Genomic DNA, 18321 nt, shown 5'->3' with positions numbered 1-18321 from the left:
ACATGAATTATTTAGATGGTCTTAATACCGAACAACGAGAAGCGGCAATTCACAAGGATGGGCCGCTTCTTATTCTTGCTGGAGCGGGAGCAGGGAAAACAAAAACTGTTACTTTTCGAATTCTTCACTTAATTAAACAAGGAGTTTCACCACGAGATATTTTAGCAATTACATTCACAAATAAAGCAGCAAAAGAAATGAAAGAACGCGTTGAGAAACTCCTTCATGAAGATAAAGAATTAAATTTGCCTCTCTCATTCCATGACAAACCATTTCTTAGTACCTTTCACTCATTAGGTGTTCATATATTAAAAGAGAATGCTAAACACATTGGTTTGCCACGTCACTTTGCAATATTTGATAAGAATGACGCAAAACGAGCCATAAAGGAGGCATTGGAAGGTGCTGGGTATGATCCCAAGCAATTTGAACCTGCGAAGGTTATGAATGCCATTTCAAAGGCTAAAGGAGATCTGGAGACAGCTGAAAGCTTTAGTGGCAAAGCCGGGAATCAATACTTCCTCCGAATTGTATCTGATGTATGGAAACGTTATGAGGCAATCCTATTAAAAGAAAAAGCATTGGATTTTGATGATCTGCTTCTTAAGACTGTTCTTCTATTAAAAAATAATAAAGAAGTACTCGAGCACTATCAAAGTATCTGGAAGTATATTCACATCGATGAGTACCAAGATACAAACAAAGTGCAATACACTATTGCTCAGCTTCTTTCAGCTAAAAGCAGAAATATTTGTGTTGTGGGTGATATAGATCAAATGATTTACTCATGGCGAGGTGCAGATCTTAAAAATATTTTAAACTTCGAAGCAGATTACCCAGAAGCAAAAGTAGTGCTCCTTGAACAGAACTATCGATCTACCCAAACTATTCTTAATGCTGCAAATAAAGTTATTGAGAAAAATAAAAATCGAAGAAAGAAGAACCTTTTCACTCAAAATGGAGCAGGGGATCCGATTGGTATTTATAGTGGGTATGATGAATCGGATGAAGCAGACTTTGTAGCTGAAAAGGCAGCCCAACTTATTCAAAAAGGAATTGATCCTCGAGAGATCGCTATCCTCTATAGAGCAAACTTTCAGTCTCGAGCATTAGAAGAAGCACTACTTCATAATTCACTTCCTTATCAAGTTCTTGGAGTTAAATTCTTTGAGCGAAAAGAAGTTAAAGATGTGCTTTCATACTTGCGAGCGGCCCTTAATCCAGAAGGATTATCTGACTTAAAAAGAATCATTAATGTTCCAGCTCGAGGCTTAGGAAAAGTCACTTTGGTCAAACTTTTTGCTGGGCAAAAAGATAGCTTGCCTGCAGCAACAAAAGCAAAAATTGAAAGTTTTTATAGTGTGCTCGATGAAATCCGCCAGGCAGCAAGTGAAAAAAAACCAAGTGAAACAATGAAGTTTATAATCAGAGTTTCTGGAATAGAAGACATGTTAAAGGCAAGTAAACTTGAAGAAGATGTAGAACGTTTAGAAAACATTAAAGAACTTGTAACACTCGCAACAAAGTATGATGAGGTTTCTATCGAAGAGGGAATTGATCAACTCCTTGCAGATGCAGCACTTGCAAGTGATCAAGACACACTCATTAAAGATCAAAGTGCCATTAAACTCATGACTGTTCATGCATCAAAAGGCCTTGAATTTGACTATGTTTTTATTGCTGGCCTTGAAGAAAACTTGTTTCCACATCGAAGAATGGGCCAAGACGATAGCAAGATAGACACAGAAGAAGAACGGCGCCTTTACTACGTAGCGCTCACCCGAGCTCGCAAAAAATTGTATTTAAGTTATGCTGGTATGCGAACCATTTTCGGATCTAAGCAGATGAACATCCCGTCAGAGTTTGTTATGGAACTTGATGACGAGCTCACCGAACCAGAAACACGCAAGGGAGAGAATCGCAGAGCGCTGAAGACCGTTTATTTCGATTAACATGATTCCAGCAAAAAAATCACTTGGACAGAATTTTCTTAAATCGCAAGGAGCGCTTAGAGAAATTATTCAAGCTGCACGCATTGAAAATACAGATGTAATATTAGAAATAGGACCAGGGAAGGGGGCTCTTACGAAATTACTTATTGAGCATGCTGGAAAAGTTATCGCTATAGAAAAAGACACTCGGCTTATTCCATATCTTAAGGAAGAATTCAAAGAAGCTTATGAGCAAAAAAAGTTAGAAATACATGAACAAGACATTCTAGAGTTTGATCCAGCATATTTAAAAGCTGATGGGCAATACTACAAACTTGTAGCAAATATTCCGTACTATTTAACTGGAATTATTTTTAGGAAGTTTTTGGAGACCCACTATCAACCATCACTTATGGTTTTACTCGTCCAAAAGGAAGTTGCGCAGCGAATAGTAGCTCGAGATGAAAAAGAAAGTATTTTATCGCTTAGCGTAAAAGCCTATGGAACCCCAAAGTACATTGGTAAAGTAGCTGCAAAATATTTTTCACCACAACCTAAAGTAGATTCTGCTATTCTTTTAATAGATAGTATTTCACGAGACTTTTTCAATACTATTACAGAAGAAGAATTTTTTACTGTTATTAAAGCAGGTTTTGCTCACAAGAGAAAAATGCTCGCTGGTAATTTACACACAGCTTTTCCTGAAAAAGACATTAGTAATGCCCTTATAAGCGCTGGAATCAATGAAAAAGCCCGCGCTGAGGACGTCGGGCTTTTAGCTTGGAAGAAACTTACTGAGATTCTACGGTGATGTTCCAATCGTAGACTCATCAAAGGTATACATATTTGGGATAGTTATAGTTGTATATACAAGATAAATCTGACACTGTGATGAATTGCTTGCTAATCTTCCCGTTGACCAGTTACCAGAATGAATAAAAAAGTTAGCATATCTAGTCAATCCTGAGTAGTTTGTGGTTGTAATTGTTGCTCCGGTTGGAACTCCTCCTGTACCTTGTAAATAAAAAGGAATTACTAAATACCACATATTACTTGTTGATGTACAGGGCAAAAACACTGTATGAAATCCACCGTAATACATACCTTGTGCATTAGCTAAAGGTGCGACTGAGAAAAAAAGAGCAATTATAAGGCCAACAGTTAGGAGTATGTTTTTTTTAATGATTTTCATATTCATATTTAGTAACTTAATCTAAAACCAGAAGGGTGAACAAATACACCATTCGCATTCACAATAGTGATAGGAACCGACATATCTGTTTGGTTTCTGCTATATTTTGCAATTTCTCTCATGTTTTCAGGGGTAAAAGCAAATGAAATCGTGGTGCCATCTGAAGAAACCACTCCTTTTTGAATACCATGAATAGTAATAACGTCATTTGATGATGTAAAACCAGAGCCTTTTAACGTAAGAGTTTGCCCATAGGAAATCTTTGCAGGCTCAATAGAATCTATTTTTACATGGCTTTTACCGTCGTTTGTAACAACAATAACTCCCGTATTACTTAATCCCTTACTATTTCTTATAGCGATATCATATCTGCCAAAGGGAACTGGAGGGACTTTTATGTTTAGAATACCTCCATTTGAAGCCACATTCTTAACGGCATAGGTATCTCCTATATATAGAGTGTTATTTGAGGTAAATCCTGTTCCATTAAGGGTGAGGGTTCCACCCACACTAACGACAGCAGAAGAAGCCCCCTGAAGGAAAACTTCACCCATAGCAGAAGCTGGTTTATTTACAATATCGCTTAAATCAGGGTTTTTACCAGTACTAATTGCATTATTAACCCTAGAAATAACAGTTTTTTTGACTTCATCAAACTTATAATCAGTAGCATATATATTGATTCGTTCAGCGTAGGGAACATAAAAGGCTGCAAGTGGATCAATTGATTGTTGATTTAAGCCATTTTGACTAGTAACTGTAGTGGTTTGTCCACCAGCGCTTAATGAATTAAGCTTTTTTATTGTTGCAGCACCCACAAAGCCAGTACCTTTTGTTAAGCCAGCAGGCAAAAGTACCTCTGAAGCATACTTATTCTGAAATTTTATCACTGCTTGGAAGGTCATTTGGCCAAAATAAGTAGTTTCTTGTCCTGAAGAACCAACTCCAGTACTGCTTATTCGTGTTTGTGGATCTTGATTAAGAATCTTTTGTAATTCCTTAACATCAGGATGTGTTTGTCCGACTTTTAAGGTTTGTGAAAAAACATAGGCTGACACACTTTTAGAAAAAATAAATACAGTGGTGGCAGCAAAAAGAAATATCCCAACTTTTTTTATCATAGAAAAAGTATAACACACTCTATTTATCCCCAAGCTGAGGTATAAAGTTGGAAGCGAAGCCTGCTATAATGATAAGGCATAATAATATCACTTTGGTACTGCCATCAAAAAAGGTAATAACATTATTTGGAGCCTGCGGCATCGCCGTTGGGAGTATTGCTTTTGCTGCTATCTATTCATCAAAAATTAATTTAGAAAGTCAGCCCACAAATCTCATTGCTGATACTTCAAATGTAATTAAAAACCAAATTCTAGAAAATGACACAGACAATGACACACTAAAAGATTGGGAAGAGGTACTATGGAAAACAAATCCAAAGCTTGCTGATACCGATGGAGACGGCACTTCAGACGGAGCAGAAGTAAAAGCTCAAAGAGATCCAATGATTGCAGGGCCTGATGACAAGCTTGCAACAGCAATATCAAACACGACCACAACAGCAAGTAGTACAGCAGCATCTGGAGAAATCGACAGCTCAATCACAGCAAGATTTGGTAGAGACTTCTTTGAGCAATATATGAAACTCAAACAGACTTCAGGCGAAGTAAATGAAACTGATCAAACAGCACTCATTCAACAAGTTCTAGCCACTTATGAAGGATCTGTAAGCGGTGGTCAGAGATTTACAATAAACAATATTGCAGTTATTGATGATACGAGCACTAGTATAAAAAATTACGGAAATACAATTGGAAGTATTTTTGCGAAAAACAGCATTAATCAAATGGAAGGGGACATAATTATTAATGAACTTTACCTTGCTGGGCAGGCTTCAAATACACAGAGTCCAGAATATTTAGAAAAGATCCCTAAAATCATTGCTTCATACGAAAATATTATACGAGAGTTAAAGACAACTTCAGTTCCTTATAGTATGAGTACATTACATGTTGATCTCATGAATGGATTTTTAAATGCTGTTTATTCTGATCAGCTCATTATGCAAATGTTTACTGATCCAGTGTCTTCAGTATTCGGAATCCAAACATATATTAAAACTATGGAGCAAATTCAGGTCTCTTTAAAATCGATGCAAGGAGTATATACAAAATTTAATGTTACCTATAGACAAGATGAGCCTGGGTTTCAAATGGCATTAGGACTATATTAACTATATGAAAAATTTATTAACGATACTTAAAAAATCAACAACCCTACTTCTTATAGTAGCTATTGTTGCATCTATAAGTTTTATTGTTGATAAACCAAAGGAAGCAAAAGCCGGCTGGGCAGAATGTGGAGGATATTTCGTAGTAGCACTAGGATGGTCAAAAGGTGAATCTGCAGCAACAAAAGCATATGGAGTGCCTGTAGCAAAATTAGAAGCAATTAGTGCTGCAGTAAAGGATGGCTCAGTTTATGCCGGCTTTTTTAAAGATTGCATTTTAGACAGTTTGCTGCAACCTGTTGTTAAGATGGTTATCGCTAAGGTTACTGATTCTCTCGTAACATGGATCAATAGTGGCTTCAACGGAAGTCCATCATTTGTAACTGATCCACAACAACTTTTTATTGATGCAGCAGACCAAGTGGCAGGTGAGTTTATTTTAGGAAGTCCCTTAGGCTTCATGTGTAAACCTTTTCAAATAGATATAAAAATAGCTCTTGCTCTCAACTATTCCTACCAAAATCAATATGCTGAACAAGCCCAATGTACGTTGACGCAGGTTGTTCAAAATGTAGATAAATTTTATCAAGATTTTGATGAGGGTGGATGGGCAGGATGGTTTGAAATGACTCAAAAGCCTAAGAACACCTATCAGGGGGCATATCTTAGTGCCCAATCAGAACTTGCTGTTCGAATTGGTGACAAAAATTTATTAGAAGAAATGAAACTCAATTGGGGAGGAGGCTTTCTATCATGGACAGAATGTAAGCGAAAAGATAATACTACGTATACAGAATACGGGGGGTCAAAAAACCCACCAACTCAACCTGGTAAAAAACCAGCTCGAGTATTTAAAACAGATGAAGGTGACAATTGTGAAATCAAAACTCCAGGAAGTACTATTGGTGAATCTCTCAATCAGGCATTGGGAATAGAAAAAGATCAACTAGGATTTGTTGATAGTTTTGAAAAACTTTATTATGCATTGGCAAACCAAATCTTTACTCGAACAATAGCCGGAGCACACGGTCTTCTTGGTTCAACCGGACATGGTAATACAGGAAATGGGGGAACAACTCGACCGTTTGATAATCTTCGAGATGATTACTTAAAGGGTTTTACAGATCTTGGAAACGGAGCTGCTGATGCAGCCCGAGAAAACGCTGAAAATCAAAATGGCTCAACAGTAGAGGAAGATGAAAATATAAATCCTGAAGAAAACGTTGCCGTAAAAGGAACTGGCCATGTGAAAGATGGGGCGGGAAGAACAAGGGTTGATTACGATAAATTGATAGACGGGGATAAAACTGATGAAAGTGATTCTGGTTTTCTTGATGAAGAAGATGGTGCGTCATATGACGGAGCTCGAACAGCAGCTGTAGACGATCCATATTTGGAAGTCCGTCTTACTAAAGACTATACGTTTGGAAAAATCATAATTTACCAACGAAATTCAAATCCACCACTCAACGATCAAGAAATCTCATTCCGTGTGGATATTCTCGATAAAGATGGAAAAATAGTTCATAGTTCAGAAGCAATCAAACATGACTTTATTGGTCAGGCAAACATCTTCTTTGTTCCTGCCGTGAAAGGACGAGTTGTGCGTGTACAAGGAATTGGAAGAGGTCCATTATATATAGGTGAGATTGAAGCATATCAGTATGCAAAGCCAAAGATTACATTAAAAGCAGATAGTCAGGGACGAGTTTCATACACAACTATTAATGTTGGTCAGCAATTTATTGATCCAGGTGCAACTGCAGTAGATAATAATGGTGTAGATATTTCTGCAAATATTACCGTAGAAGGAACAGGTACAATAAATACAAGTCTGCCAGGAGTTCACAACATTACATATAGTGTTACCGATGTGAATGGTTCAAGTTCAAAGATAGTTCGACAAGTGCAGGTTATTCAATAGCATGAAGAAATTATTTCTACTCATTAATATATTCGTACTAGCAATTACACTCTTTGTTGCTGGAGCAAATAGTGCACAAGCTGACATTTTCTATGACTTCCGTATAGGAAATAAAGTACCTGGTTATCAAGACACTATTGGAGGTGCACGAGTTCTAATACCCGGAGCATTAATTGAAGGGGAACAAAAAGGAGGAAATCAAGGTGGTAGATTTGCCCATGGATATGAAGTACGACCACACTGTACAAATCCTCCCAATGATATGTGTATGCAGTTTTTAACTCAATATGACAAAGTTCACAATCTTTATGTAACCTCAGCAAAGCAATACAATAATGCTATTACGTCTGGAAATAAAGATCTTGCAGAGAGAATGAGACCTCATATGCAGGCACTTACCAATTATATGAATGACATGCAGGATTTCAAGATCACCCAAGATCCTGCTCAAATGGCTACTAACATTAATTGGGTTAATTCTGCACTTGCGAATGGTACCAACGATAGAAATCAGATGGCCAAGATGATAGATCCAACTGATGAATCGGGTGCAAAATTTGATAAAGCTGGACAGGGTATGGCCCTTGCTGAAGCAGCATGTAGAATCGAATTGAGTACAACTCCAGTAAATCTTGAAGCCTGTCTTAAATATGTCGCAGCCTGGATGGCATTCACTGCAATTTCAGCAGCAGCATGGTTTGTAGGTATTACAGGTCTTGCTTTAAACTACACAATTCAATTTACGATCACCACAATGGCTGACAAGGTTCAGACTTTGAGTGGTATTAATTATGGCTGGGCACTTATTCGAGATCTCTGCAATATGACGCTCATATATATACTCATATATATAGCAGTTAACACTATTTTAGGATTTAGCAATATTGATACAAAACGAGTACTTCGTAATCTGATTATCTTTGGAATTCTTATCAACTTCAGTCTGTTTTTTACAAAAGTTCTCATCGACGGATCGAATATTCTCACGACACAGTTCCACAAAGAATTTGCAAAAAGTACTGAGGGGACAGGAAATGCAGATACTATTGGAAATATTTCTAATAAAATGGCAGGGTACTTAAACATTACATCTCTGTATGATCCCAAAAACGGCCATGCTAATCTTTTGACTGGAGGATGGAACTCAATTCTTATTTTAGGAATTGGTGGATCTGTATTTCTCGTTGCCGTAGGGTTAACATTTCTCTATATTTCAGCACTCTTACTCATTCGATTTATTGTATTACTTTTCCTTCTTATCCTTTCTCCTATAGGATATTTCGGTTATATTCTTCCTGCAACAAATGGTTGGGCAAAGAAGTGGTGGAGTACTCTTATGTCTCAGTTGGTATTCGCACCACTGTACATGATTCTCATTCTATTAGTATTCATTTTAGCTGAGCAACTTAAAATTAAAGGCAAAACTGATGTAAATACCAGTTCTGGATCAACACAAATTGCAGGAACACTTGCAAGCGGATTTTCACCAAAAACAGGTGAAACAAACGAAGCATCACAAATCTTTAATTTCGTATTACTTATTGGTCTTATAAATGCAGCAGCAGTTTTAGCAACATCAGTTGCATCTGGTGCTGGAGGAATGACAGGAGCAGCATTTAATAAGGTACAAGGTATTTCATCAAATGCAGTTCGACGCATGGGACAAGGTACAATAAACGGAGCTCGGGGAGCAGCGCGGGGTGCACGAGGAGCTGCAGGTATGGCTACCGCTGGATTGGGAGCATCTGCAGGTAGAAATACTGTAGGTAGATATGCTCAATATAGATTAGGTAAAGAAAAATCAACGCTTGAACTTGCTGCAAAAGCAGGGGATTCACGAGCAAAGCAGCGTTTGGAACTTCTTCAAAAGCGAGCATCTTCAGAATACGATCTCCGAAATGTTGGTGGTATGAGCAAAGTGCTAGGAAAGGGAGGCAACAAGGGAGGTTATGCTGGTAGAGCAGAAGAACAAGATCGAAAGATAGAGGCTCGAAGAGATCGAGGTGGTGCAACTCGTGTGGGTGCAGCAATACGAGCACGCTTTGGATCCAAAGGAATGATTGGTGGTGATGATTGGAATAATATTGAGGCATCACAAAAAGCAATTAAGGATCTTAAGGACGTTGAAAGAAAGGCGATTGCTGCCGGGGCAACACCTGAACAAGTTGAGAAAGCAAGCAAAGCAATTAAAACAGAAGAAGACAATCTTAAGAAACTCCAACGACGAGCTGTTCGAAATATTGAGGAAAAACGAAATACATATGCTGCACAGCTTGGAAATAAGACTTGGAAACAACAGATAGCTCGTGTTGTTAACTATACTGCAACAGGTGCTGTAGCAGGACAAATAGCAGGTGGTGGTGGTGCAGGTGCAGCACTTGGAGCGGGAGTAGGAGCTACTGCTGGTGTTGCACGTGGAGCAATCACGGTAGCTCGAGGTGGTGGAGGTATGGCTGGCTACAGTAGAGTAGCTCAGAAACATATGGATCAAATGAGAAACACCAAGAAATCAGATGAAGACAAGCTCGCAGATCTTCAGGATGCACTTGATGATGCAGTTGCAGATAATAAATCTGAAGAAGAAATCAAGAAAATCATTACTGATGCTAAGGCTAATCCAAACATGATCAAGGGATTGAAAGCAGGAACTCTCACACAAGAAAAAGTCGCGACCCTTCTTACGTATGAACAAGCTGAAGCTGCACGTAAGTCAGGAAAACTCACTCCAGAACAAATACTTGAAATTGGTCAACACCTTAAAAAGACTGCTGATAAATATAGTGACAGTAGTGCGGGTACACCTTCTCGTGAACGAGCTCAGCTTGAAGCAGCTGTTGCAGCAGGTACTGGGGTTACTGGTACAGATGATGCTTCAAAGGCATTACTCAAGGCACGAAAGACTGCAGAGGTAGAGCTCAAACGAATGAGAGACATCCACAAACAACTCACAGGTAAAGGTAAGGAAAATTGGCTATAATTATGAAATACACCTCCGAACAACTAGATGCAGCATTTAATGAACTTCCTCCATCACTTCAGGAATTCATTATGTCTGAAGAAGTAACATCAGAAATTTACGGTATTGCAGATGATTTCTACATTCCCCCAATTAAGTTAGGAGATTTTGATCAACTAGTATTTGCACTTCTTGTTGGAATCATGCCGGTTCAAGAATTTCTTGTTGAAATTCAAAATGGATACAATCTTAATGAGGATGATGCGCAAGATCTTCTCATTGATATCGATGCAATACTTTTAGAACCAGTATTTATGCTCATGGCTGAGGCTATGGGAGAAATAGGGGATACTGCACAAGCAGTGAATCCACTAAGTACAGGTGCTGTTTCACCATCTTCTACACAACAAACTGCACCTCGACCAAAAATCACTCTTAACTTTCCAGACTCACCAACCGTTGGGGGATATAAGACTGATGGCCCAGTGCCATTAATGCCCAAAAACAGACCTTCAACTGATACAGCACACTCAAGTCCTAGCACAACATATCCTAAAATCACTATAAATACAGGCGTTCCAACACCTCCACCCGTATTTCCATCCACTCCTTCAGACCACTTATTGAGAGATCACTTTATGTCAGGACCGGCGCCAATCCCAACTCCACATATTGAACCTGTAAAACCAGTATCAACACCAGTTCAAGTTCCAATACAACGAATTAATCCTGAGCCACCACAAAATATCCCAACAGGTCCTACACCTACAAGTATATTTCAATCAAAACTCCAAGGAACATCACGAGTTCCAACAGAAGAAATGAACTTGGGCGCGAAGAATAAACCTAGAGATGGATCTGATCCCTACAGAGAACCACCCACAGCATAATAAAAATTAAATATGATATAATGAACCGCATAGAACAACTATGCGGTTTCAAATTCCTCAATTTATAGAAGTTGAAGATAAGATCTTTGGGCCACTCACCCTCAAACAGTTTATTTATCTTGCCGGAGGGGCAGGGATGTCTGTTATTGCCTATCTTTTTATACCAAGCTTCTTACTAGCACTCGTAGTTATACTTCCAATCTGCGCAATTTCAGGAATGTTTGCATTCTATAGAATTAACAACAAGCCTCTCATTGTAGTATTAGAATCAGCATTTAATTATTTAGTAAATCCCAAACTCTATATCTGGAGACATGAACAACGCCAAATAATGGCAGCTAAAAAAGATGCAGCTGTAGATTCAGATCCAACATCTGCATTTATTCCAAAGCTTTCAGATAGTAAACTAAAAGATTTAAGCTGGAGTCTCGATACAAAAGAAGCCTTAAATCCCGTTACAAAAGAGGGAAGTAAGAGTCCACTCCAAAAGTAATTCACATTTTATATACGAGAGTAGTTCATGATCATGGTACAATGTAATCATGGCTTCACAACCTGGCAAGGCAACTCAAGAATTTGTTCCCATTAAAGAAATACGTGATGGATATGCAATCCTTAAAGATGGATCTATGCGAGCTATTGTTTTAGCATCTTCAGTAAACTTTGCGTTGAAATCTGAAGAAGAGCAAAATGCCACTCTCTATCAGTTCCAGGACTTTTTAAACTCATTAGATTTTTCTATTCAGATCTTTGTACAATCACGAAAGCTTGATATCCGGCCATATCTAGCCCTTCTTGAGAACCGCCTTAAAGAACAGGTTATTGATCTTTTGAAAATTCAGACCCAAGAATATATAAACTTCATAAAGAACTTTACTGAAACTACAAATATTATGACTAAGAGTTTCTTTATTGTTGTTCCTTATAGCCCTTCTATTAGTCAGGGGGCTAGTCCATTAAGCTTTTTCAAGCGAAGTAAGGGAGCCGCAGAAGTAAAGCGCCGGGATGATGAAATATATGAAGAAAATAGAGCACAGCTCGAAGAGCGTGTATCAGTTGTAGAGCAGGGACTTGTGCGATGCGGGATTAGAGTCGTGCAGCTCGGAACAGAAGAGGTAGTAGAGCTTTTCTATAAGTTATTCAATCCTGGAGACACAGAAAAGCCAATCAAAATAAACTAGCATATTAACGAGAATGGGACTATTTAACTTATTTAATAAAAAAGATTCACAGGCTGATATTAGTTCTGCGTTACCTCAGCAAATTTACGAAGCATCTGCATTAGAACTTAAAGATATTATTGCTCCTTCTGCATTAAAAATTTCACCTCGATCCCTAAACTTAGGGGACAAGATAGTTCGAACATTTTTTGTTATTTCATATCCACGATTTCTTTCTGAAAACTGGTTCTCTCCAATCATTAATCTCGATCGGATTTTTGATATTTCTATTTTTATTCACCCAATTGAGACAGCTACAATCCTCCGACACTTTCAAAAGAAGGTAGCAGAAATTCAAAGTCAGATTTCTATTCGAGAAGAGAAGGGCCTAGTACGTGACCCTATGCTTGATACTGCATATCAGGATCTTGAAAACCTTCGAGACAATCTTCAACAAGCACAAGAGAAACTCTTTGATGTTGGCCTTTATTTGTCTATTTATGGTGAATCTGATGCAGAACTCGATAAGATAGAGTCAGAAATTAAATCTATTCTTGAATCAAAGCTTGTATACATTAAACCTGCTCTGTTTCAACAAGAACAAGGCTTTAAAAGTATGCTCCCACTTGGAAACGATGGTCTTGCCGTAAATTCTAAAATTAACTCAACACCACTTTCAAGTATTTTCCCATTCGTATCATTCGATCTTACTTCAGATAAGGGAATACTCTATGGAATTAACCGTCATAATTCTAGTCTTGTGTTGTTTGATCGTTTTTCTCTTGAAAACTACAACTCAATCACATTTGCTAAGTCTGGATCTGGTAAATCATACGCTACAAAGCTCGAAATTGTGCGTACATTAATGTTTGATGCTGATGTGATTGTAATTGACCCAGAGCGAGAATATGAATACCTTGCAGAAGCTACTGGAGGCCGCTATTTCAATATTTCTTTAAACTCAGAGCACCATATCAATCCATTTGATCTTCCACCTATCCATGAAGATGAATCATCTTCATCAGTATTGCGATCAAATATCATTAACCTCGTAGGACTCTTCCGAATCATGCTTGGAGGTCTTTCACCTGAAGAAGATGCAATTATTGATCGAGCAATTACCGAAACATATGCTCTTAAAGATATTACACCTGAATCAGATTTCTCAAATATAGAACCACCTCTACTTTCAGACTTCGAATTGGTGCTTGCAGGTATGGAAGGAGGGGAGTCACTGGCTCAACGAATGACCAAATACACAAAAGGAACATGGTCAGGATTTATCAACCGTCCTACAAACGTAGATATGAACAAAAAGTTCATAGTGTTCTCAGTGCGAGACATGGAAGACGAATTGAAACCAATCGCAATGTATATTGTGACTCACTACATTTGGAATGCAATTCGACGTGATATTAAAAAGCGATTGCTTGTTATCGACGAGGCTTGGTGGATGATGAAATCAGAAGATACGGCTTCATTCTTGCTTTCTTTAGCAAAACGAGGACGAAAATATTATCTTGGACTCGCGACAATTACTCAAGACGTAGATGACTTCCTAAAATCTCCTTACGGTATGCCAATTATTACCAACTCATCTATCCAAATGCTTTTGAAGCAGTCTCCAACATCTATTGATAAGCTTCAGGCAACGTTCAATCTTACAGATGAAGAAAAATATCTTCTTTTAGAATCAGGAGTAGGGGAAGGGATCTTCTTTGCCGGTGTAAAACACGTAGCTGTCAAAATTATTGCTTCATATACAGAAGATCAAATCATTACCTCAGATCCATCTCAAATCCTCGCTATTCGAAAAGCAAAAGAAGAATTGGGAAATTAAACATTAGTCTATGGATGGAATAAAACGATCAGAACCATCTGAGTTTGAAAAAAGCCCACGCCAACGGGAAGCTCATCACATGTCTCAACGTGTAGATCATGCAGGCAGAAACGTTGAACGTGTTGGTTCAATGGTGCAACATTCAGCTGCAACTGCAAAACATGCAAGCCAAGCAGGAGAGATTGCAGGAAAGGGAGTGAAAAACGTTGGTAAAGGTGTACAAGCAGCAGCAAAAGCCACTGGAGCAGGCAGTGATGCACTCATGAATGCAGGTAAAGCTGCTAGTGCTACTGCAGTAGGTGCTGTCGTGGGTGTGCCTATGATTGCTGTAGGAGCATTGGGTAAAGGAGCCTCAATCGGTGCACAATTTGCAGGAAAAGGACTGGAGGCTGGAGGAAAATTAGCAGAAGAAACAGCAAAAGCCACAAAAAAACTCAGTGCATCTGCCGAAAATGCTGGAAAAAACATAAAGAGTGCTGGATCACGAGTGCGCGGTGCTGCTAAGAAAATGGCTAAACACATCCATTTTACTCCCAAAGGCTTCATGAAAAACATGTCGATTACTGCTCGATTGGCAGTTTGCTCAGTTATTTTCTGGGCAATCGGACTTCTACCACTTATGGGTACCCTTACAGGTATTATGTATTCTATTCTGTGGGTTGCCGTACTTTTAAAAAAGTTTGGGAAATTAATATTGATGCCAAAAATCTTTGGTGTATATATTATATGTTCAATATTGAGCTGGCTGCCATTTATTAGTTGGATTCCTTGGACTATTGTAGGTACGATAATGACAACCTTCATTGCTACACGTACAAGGAATAAAATGATAAAAATGAAAGCAGAAGCAGCTGCTATGCATGCTAAAAATGAGCAAAAACGGCAGATGGCTATTGAATATAATCAGCAACTTCAAGGCATGCAAGATGAAGAAGATGATTATGCAGTTGAACGGCAGCGAGAAAATACTTCTTATTATGATGGAAATAGTGGGTCACGATCTTCTCAGTCGTCTGAGCGTCCCATGATGCGTCAACAACCACTCCAAAATATTCGACAACCTCAACAACAGGGTAAACCAATGCAAATTCGACCACAGACATCTCGACCTATGCCAGCATTGGGGAATAAAAGAGCAGCGTAACAGCGGACACTAGTGTATACTTATTTATATGTTTAAGAAGGGTTTAAGTACCTTAATTATTGTTTCTATTTTTAGCATGAGTTTTGCTCATGTTGGTTTAGCACAGACACCACCTTCATTTAGTGAATCAATTACACTTCGAGCTAGTCCACAAACTCCAAAGCCCGGTCAATCAGTAACATTTACCGCAGAATCATTTTCATTTGATCTCAATACAACATTAATTACCTGGGAAGTTAATGGCGTAAAAAAACTTGAAGGAATAGGGGAGCGCTATTTTACATTAGAAGGTCAATCTGCTAATTCTAAGACAATAGTTACTGTTGTGGCAGGAAATGCTGATGCAAGTTTCATCATCCAACCATCAACGGTAGATCTTATTTGGCAAGCAGATTCATATACTCCACCTTTTTTTAAAGGGAAAGCTCAGTTTCCATATCAAGGCAATGTAGTAGTAACTGCAATTCCAGATATTCGAGTAGGCAATAAACCAGTTGATCGAAAAAAACTTGTTTATCGATGGCAGTATGATGGAAAACTCATAAATGATGCCTCTGGCTATGGGAAAGACACTATTACAGTAACAGGCGACATAGTAATCAAAAACATAAATATTTCTGTATCTGTATCCACATCTGACGGATCACAAATTGCAACACAGTCTTTAAATCTTACACCCGTACAACCATCAGTAATATTTTATGCACAGAGTCCGCTTTATGGGACCCTCTACAACAGAGCACTAAGTACACAGGGTAGTCTTGAGCAAGAAGAAATAAGCCTTCGTGCCGTACCTTACAACTTCTCTACAGACTTTAGAGGAGGAACACCTACACTTTCTTTTGTGTGGAGTATCAATGGTACAGATTTGAATACCTCAGAAAGCACACTCCTACTACGTCGTCCGAATGGAACTACTTCAGGAAAAACCCAGGTGGGAGTAGAGGTAAGTAGTATTCCAAACATTTTGCAATCAGAATCACAAAACATTTTAATTAATTATGAAACACCTACTCAATAATAGTTTTAAGATTGTAGTTATAGGAGTAGTGTGTGCACTACTTTTTCCAATCGCTCATGTATTTGCAGCTGGGGAAGTAGGAGAAGCATATCAATTCCTAGCACCACTTCCTACAGAAACTGGAGCAACGTTACCTGCTGAAAATGGATTGAGTGTCTATGCAAATTCGATGTACAGAATTCTCGTGAGCATATCAGGAGTTATTGCTGTATTTATGCTTGTATATGGTGGAATTCTCTATATGTCGAGTGATGCTATTACAGGTAAAAGAGAAGGTAAAGATATAATTAAAAGAACCTTGTGGGGATTGATTCTCGTAATTGGATCTTGGCTCATAATCTATACACTCAACCCTTCTTCTCTTAACCCAGATACAGTTTCAAAGGGCGCTGAAAGTGTAGGAAGACAGGTTCCAGGAGTACCTCGACCAAAGTTGAATCCACGAACACCCGCATCATATGAACTACCTAAATATAATCCTGAAGATGCAGGAATCTACGTACCTGGCGATAGCAGTGGTGGACCGTTGGGCCTTCCAGGAGGGAGCACAGGTGTTTATAACCCTAATACAGGAGGAGGGGGAACAATTCCAGGTGGAACACAACCAGGTCCATCATACACACCTCCACCAGTACAACCAGAACCAGCATACTCAAACAATTTTACCCAAGTCACACCATCACCAACAAGTAAAAAAGTATATGTTAGCACATCGGGTAATGACAGTAATCCCGGAACCGAGGCAGCCCCAATTTCAAGCATAAACAAAGCTCTTACAAAGAACCCTGATTTTATCTACCTCAAACGAGGAGATACATGGACATCCGGATTTGATCTTACCGGAAGAAACGGTGTTAAGGTGTTGGCGTATGGTTCAGGACCACGTCCAAAGATTTCAATTCCTGGACAAGGAACTGGAATTCGAATTTGCTCAAATACTGGTAATATCCTCATCCAAAGTATTCATCTTCATACAACTACTTCAAACAATCAAGGAATTGCGATGGAAGGATGTCAGGGAGTTCACGATGTAACAATTGAGGATGCCTATATCGAAGGGTTCCGAATGGGAATCACCTTGAATATGACAACTAATGATGGTTCTGTAATCAATAATAAAAACCGAAACTTCAAATTGAGACGCTCAGTTATTACAAATAGTCATTCAAAAACAGGCGGAGACTCTTCAGGTTTATATATAGATCAGACTGATGGAATTCTATTAGAAGATAATGTGTTTTTTAGTAATGGACGACGTCTCGATGGAGGAGGGGAAACCACAAGAAATCACAATGCATATATTCATGCACTCAATTGGAATGTAACGGTCAGAAATAACATCTTTGCTTTTGCATCAAGCCATGGTCTTCAGGCACGAGCAGGTGGGGTGGTAGAAAACAACCTCTTTTATGACAATGCAATCCACTTATCATTTGGGCTCGTTAACGGTAGTGGAACAGGACATCCAAATGGTGTAGTAGGACGAATTACAAACAACGTAATGGTGGGTGCTAAGAATATTGGCAGTGAACCGCGAGGGTTTGGTATTATTTTTGGAAATATTAAACCAGGGGGTAATACTGTGGCTTCAGGAAATATTATTGCAAACAACCGAACTGGATCAAATTTTCCTGCAATACAATTGGAAAGTGGAGTGGGGGATTATGCACATCTTGCAGTAGGAATTCATGACTTAACATTGAAAGATAATATCGTCTTTAACTGGTCAAAAGCACTATTGGTAGAAGGAAGTATTACTCCCGGTGGAACAGGGAAGGAATCTTCAAGTAATATTATTGTTACCCAAAACTCATTCCCAACAGGAATTGTTGATGCTCGTAATGTATTAACAGTTAGTTCTCCTATAACTGGCGTGACCTATCCACATCCTGAATATGCTAATGATGGTTATCTCTCACTTATACAAGAAGCAATGAAAAATGATATTAATAACTGGAGACCAAACTACACAGCCAAGCAAGTTATCAACCGTGTTCGTGAAGGATTTGGTAAACCTGCGATATAATAAAGTG

At 38.6% G+C, this 18321-nt stretch carries 14 protein-coding genes; 12 read left to right on the top strand and 2 right to left on the bottom strand.

The window, feature by feature from the left end:
* The first annotated feature begins 2 nt into the window (after positions 1-2).
* Together V4519_00400 and rsmA are read left to right on the top strand one after the other, a co-directional pair.
* Entirely contained in the window at positions 3-1952 is a 1950-nt protein-coding gene (locus tag V4519_00400) for a UvrD-helicase domain-containing protein (protein MES2436453.1), read from the top strand.
* Position 1953: 1 nt separating this feature from the next.
* On the top strand, positions 1954-2742 hold the full coding sequence (rsmA, locus tag V4519_00395; protein ID MES2436452.1) for a 16S rRNA (adenine(1518)-N(6)/adenine(1519)-N(6))-dimethyltransferase RsmA: 789 nt from the start codon (positions 1954-1956) through the stop codon (positions 2740-2742).
* On the opposite strand, the gene V4519_00390 is transcribed toward rsmA, so the two are convergent.
* Together V4519_00390 and V4519_00385 are read right to left on the bottom strand one after the other, a co-directional pair.
* Positions 2734-3123, bottom strand: coding sequence for a hypothetical protein (locus V4519_00390; protein MES2436451.1), 390 nt, complete (start codon positions 3121-3123; stop codon positions 2734-2736). The two genes, rsmA and V4519_00390, sit on opposite strands and share 9 nt — an antisense overlap.
* Before the next feature lie 8 nt (positions 3124-3131).
* Entirely contained in the window at positions 3132-4244 is a 1113-nt protein-coding gene (locus V4519_00385; protein MES2436450.1) for a peptidoglycan-binding protein, read from the bottom strand.
* A gap of 92 nt (positions 4245-4336) precedes the next feature.
* Between V4519_00385 and V4519_00380 the strand changes: the two genes are divergently transcribed.
* From V4519_00380 to V4519_00335, 10 genes are read left to right on the top strand one after another with little or no spacing between them, the layout of a single operon-like run.
* Positions 4337-5356, top strand: a complete 1020-nt coding sequence (locus V4519_00380) for a hypothetical protein (protein ID MES2436449.1) — start codon at positions 4337-4339, stop codon at positions 5354-5356.
* Positions 5357-5360: 4 nt separating this feature from the next.
* The gene (locus V4519_00375; GenBank protein MES2436448.1) at positions 5361-7277 is read left to right on the top strand and encodes an immunoglobulin-like domain-containing protein; all 1917 of its coding nucleotides are present in this window, start codon (positions 5361-5363) and stop codon (positions 7275-7277) included.
* Position 7278: 1 nt separating this feature from the next.
* Positions 7279-10254 (top strand): hypothetical protein, encoded by a 2976-nt coding sequence (locus tag V4519_00370; GenBank protein ID MES2436447.1) that lies wholly within the window; start codon positions 7279-7281, stop codon positions 10252-10254.
* A gap of 2 nt (positions 10255-10256) precedes the next feature.
* Positions 10257-11123, top strand: coding sequence for a hypothetical protein (locus V4519_00365; GenBank protein ID MES2436446.1), 867 nt, complete (start codon positions 10257-10259; stop codon positions 11121-11123).
* Between the two features lie 40 nt (positions 11124-11163).
* Positions 11164-11616, top strand: a complete 453-nt coding sequence (locus V4519_00360) for a PrgI family protein (GenBank protein MES2436445.1) — start codon at positions 11164-11166, stop codon at positions 11614-11616.
* A 49-nt stretch (positions 11617-11665) separates the two neighbouring features.
* The gene (locus tag V4519_00355; GenBank protein MES2436444.1) at positions 11666-12304 is read left to right on the top strand and encodes a hypothetical protein; all 639 of its coding nucleotides are present in this window, start codon (positions 11666-11668) and stop codon (positions 12302-12304) included.
* Between the two features lie 13 nt (positions 12305-12317).
* Positions 12318-14123 carry a DUF87 domain-containing protein gene (locus V4519_00350; protein MES2436443.1) on the top strand — a complete coding sequence of 602 codons (1806 nt, stop codon included), beginning with the start codon at positions 12318-12320 and terminating at the stop codon, positions 14121-14123.
* A 10-nt stretch (positions 14124-14133) separates the two neighbouring features.
* Positions 14134-15267 carry a hypothetical protein gene (locus tag V4519_00345; GenBank protein ID MES2436442.1) on the top strand — a complete coding sequence of 378 codons (1134 nt, stop codon included), beginning with the start codon at positions 14134-14136 and terminating at the stop codon, positions 15265-15267.
* 28 nt (positions 15268-15295) lie between these two features.
* Positions 15296-16288 carry a hypothetical protein gene (locus tag V4519_00340; protein MES2436441.1) on the top strand — a complete coding sequence of 331 codons (993 nt, stop codon included), beginning with the start codon at positions 15296-15298 and terminating at the stop codon, positions 16286-16288.
* Positions 16269-18314 (top strand): pilin, encoded by a 2046-nt coding sequence (locus tag V4519_00335; GenBank protein ID MES2436440.1) that lies wholly within the window; start codon positions 16269-16271, stop codon positions 18312-18314. The genes V4519_00340 and V4519_00335 overlap by 20 nt, the downstream gene beginning before the upstream one ends.
* Positions 18315-18321 lie beyond the last annotated feature (7 nt).

It is taken from the genome of Patescibacteria group bacterium (assembly GCA_040387855.1).
Taxonomy (GTDB): Bacteria; Patescibacteriota; Minisyncoccia; order Phycocordibacterales; family JAKAEA01; genus JAZKCY01.
Note: the sequence above shows the minus strand (reverse complement) of the source record. Positions and strands in the feature narration are given on the sequence as shown.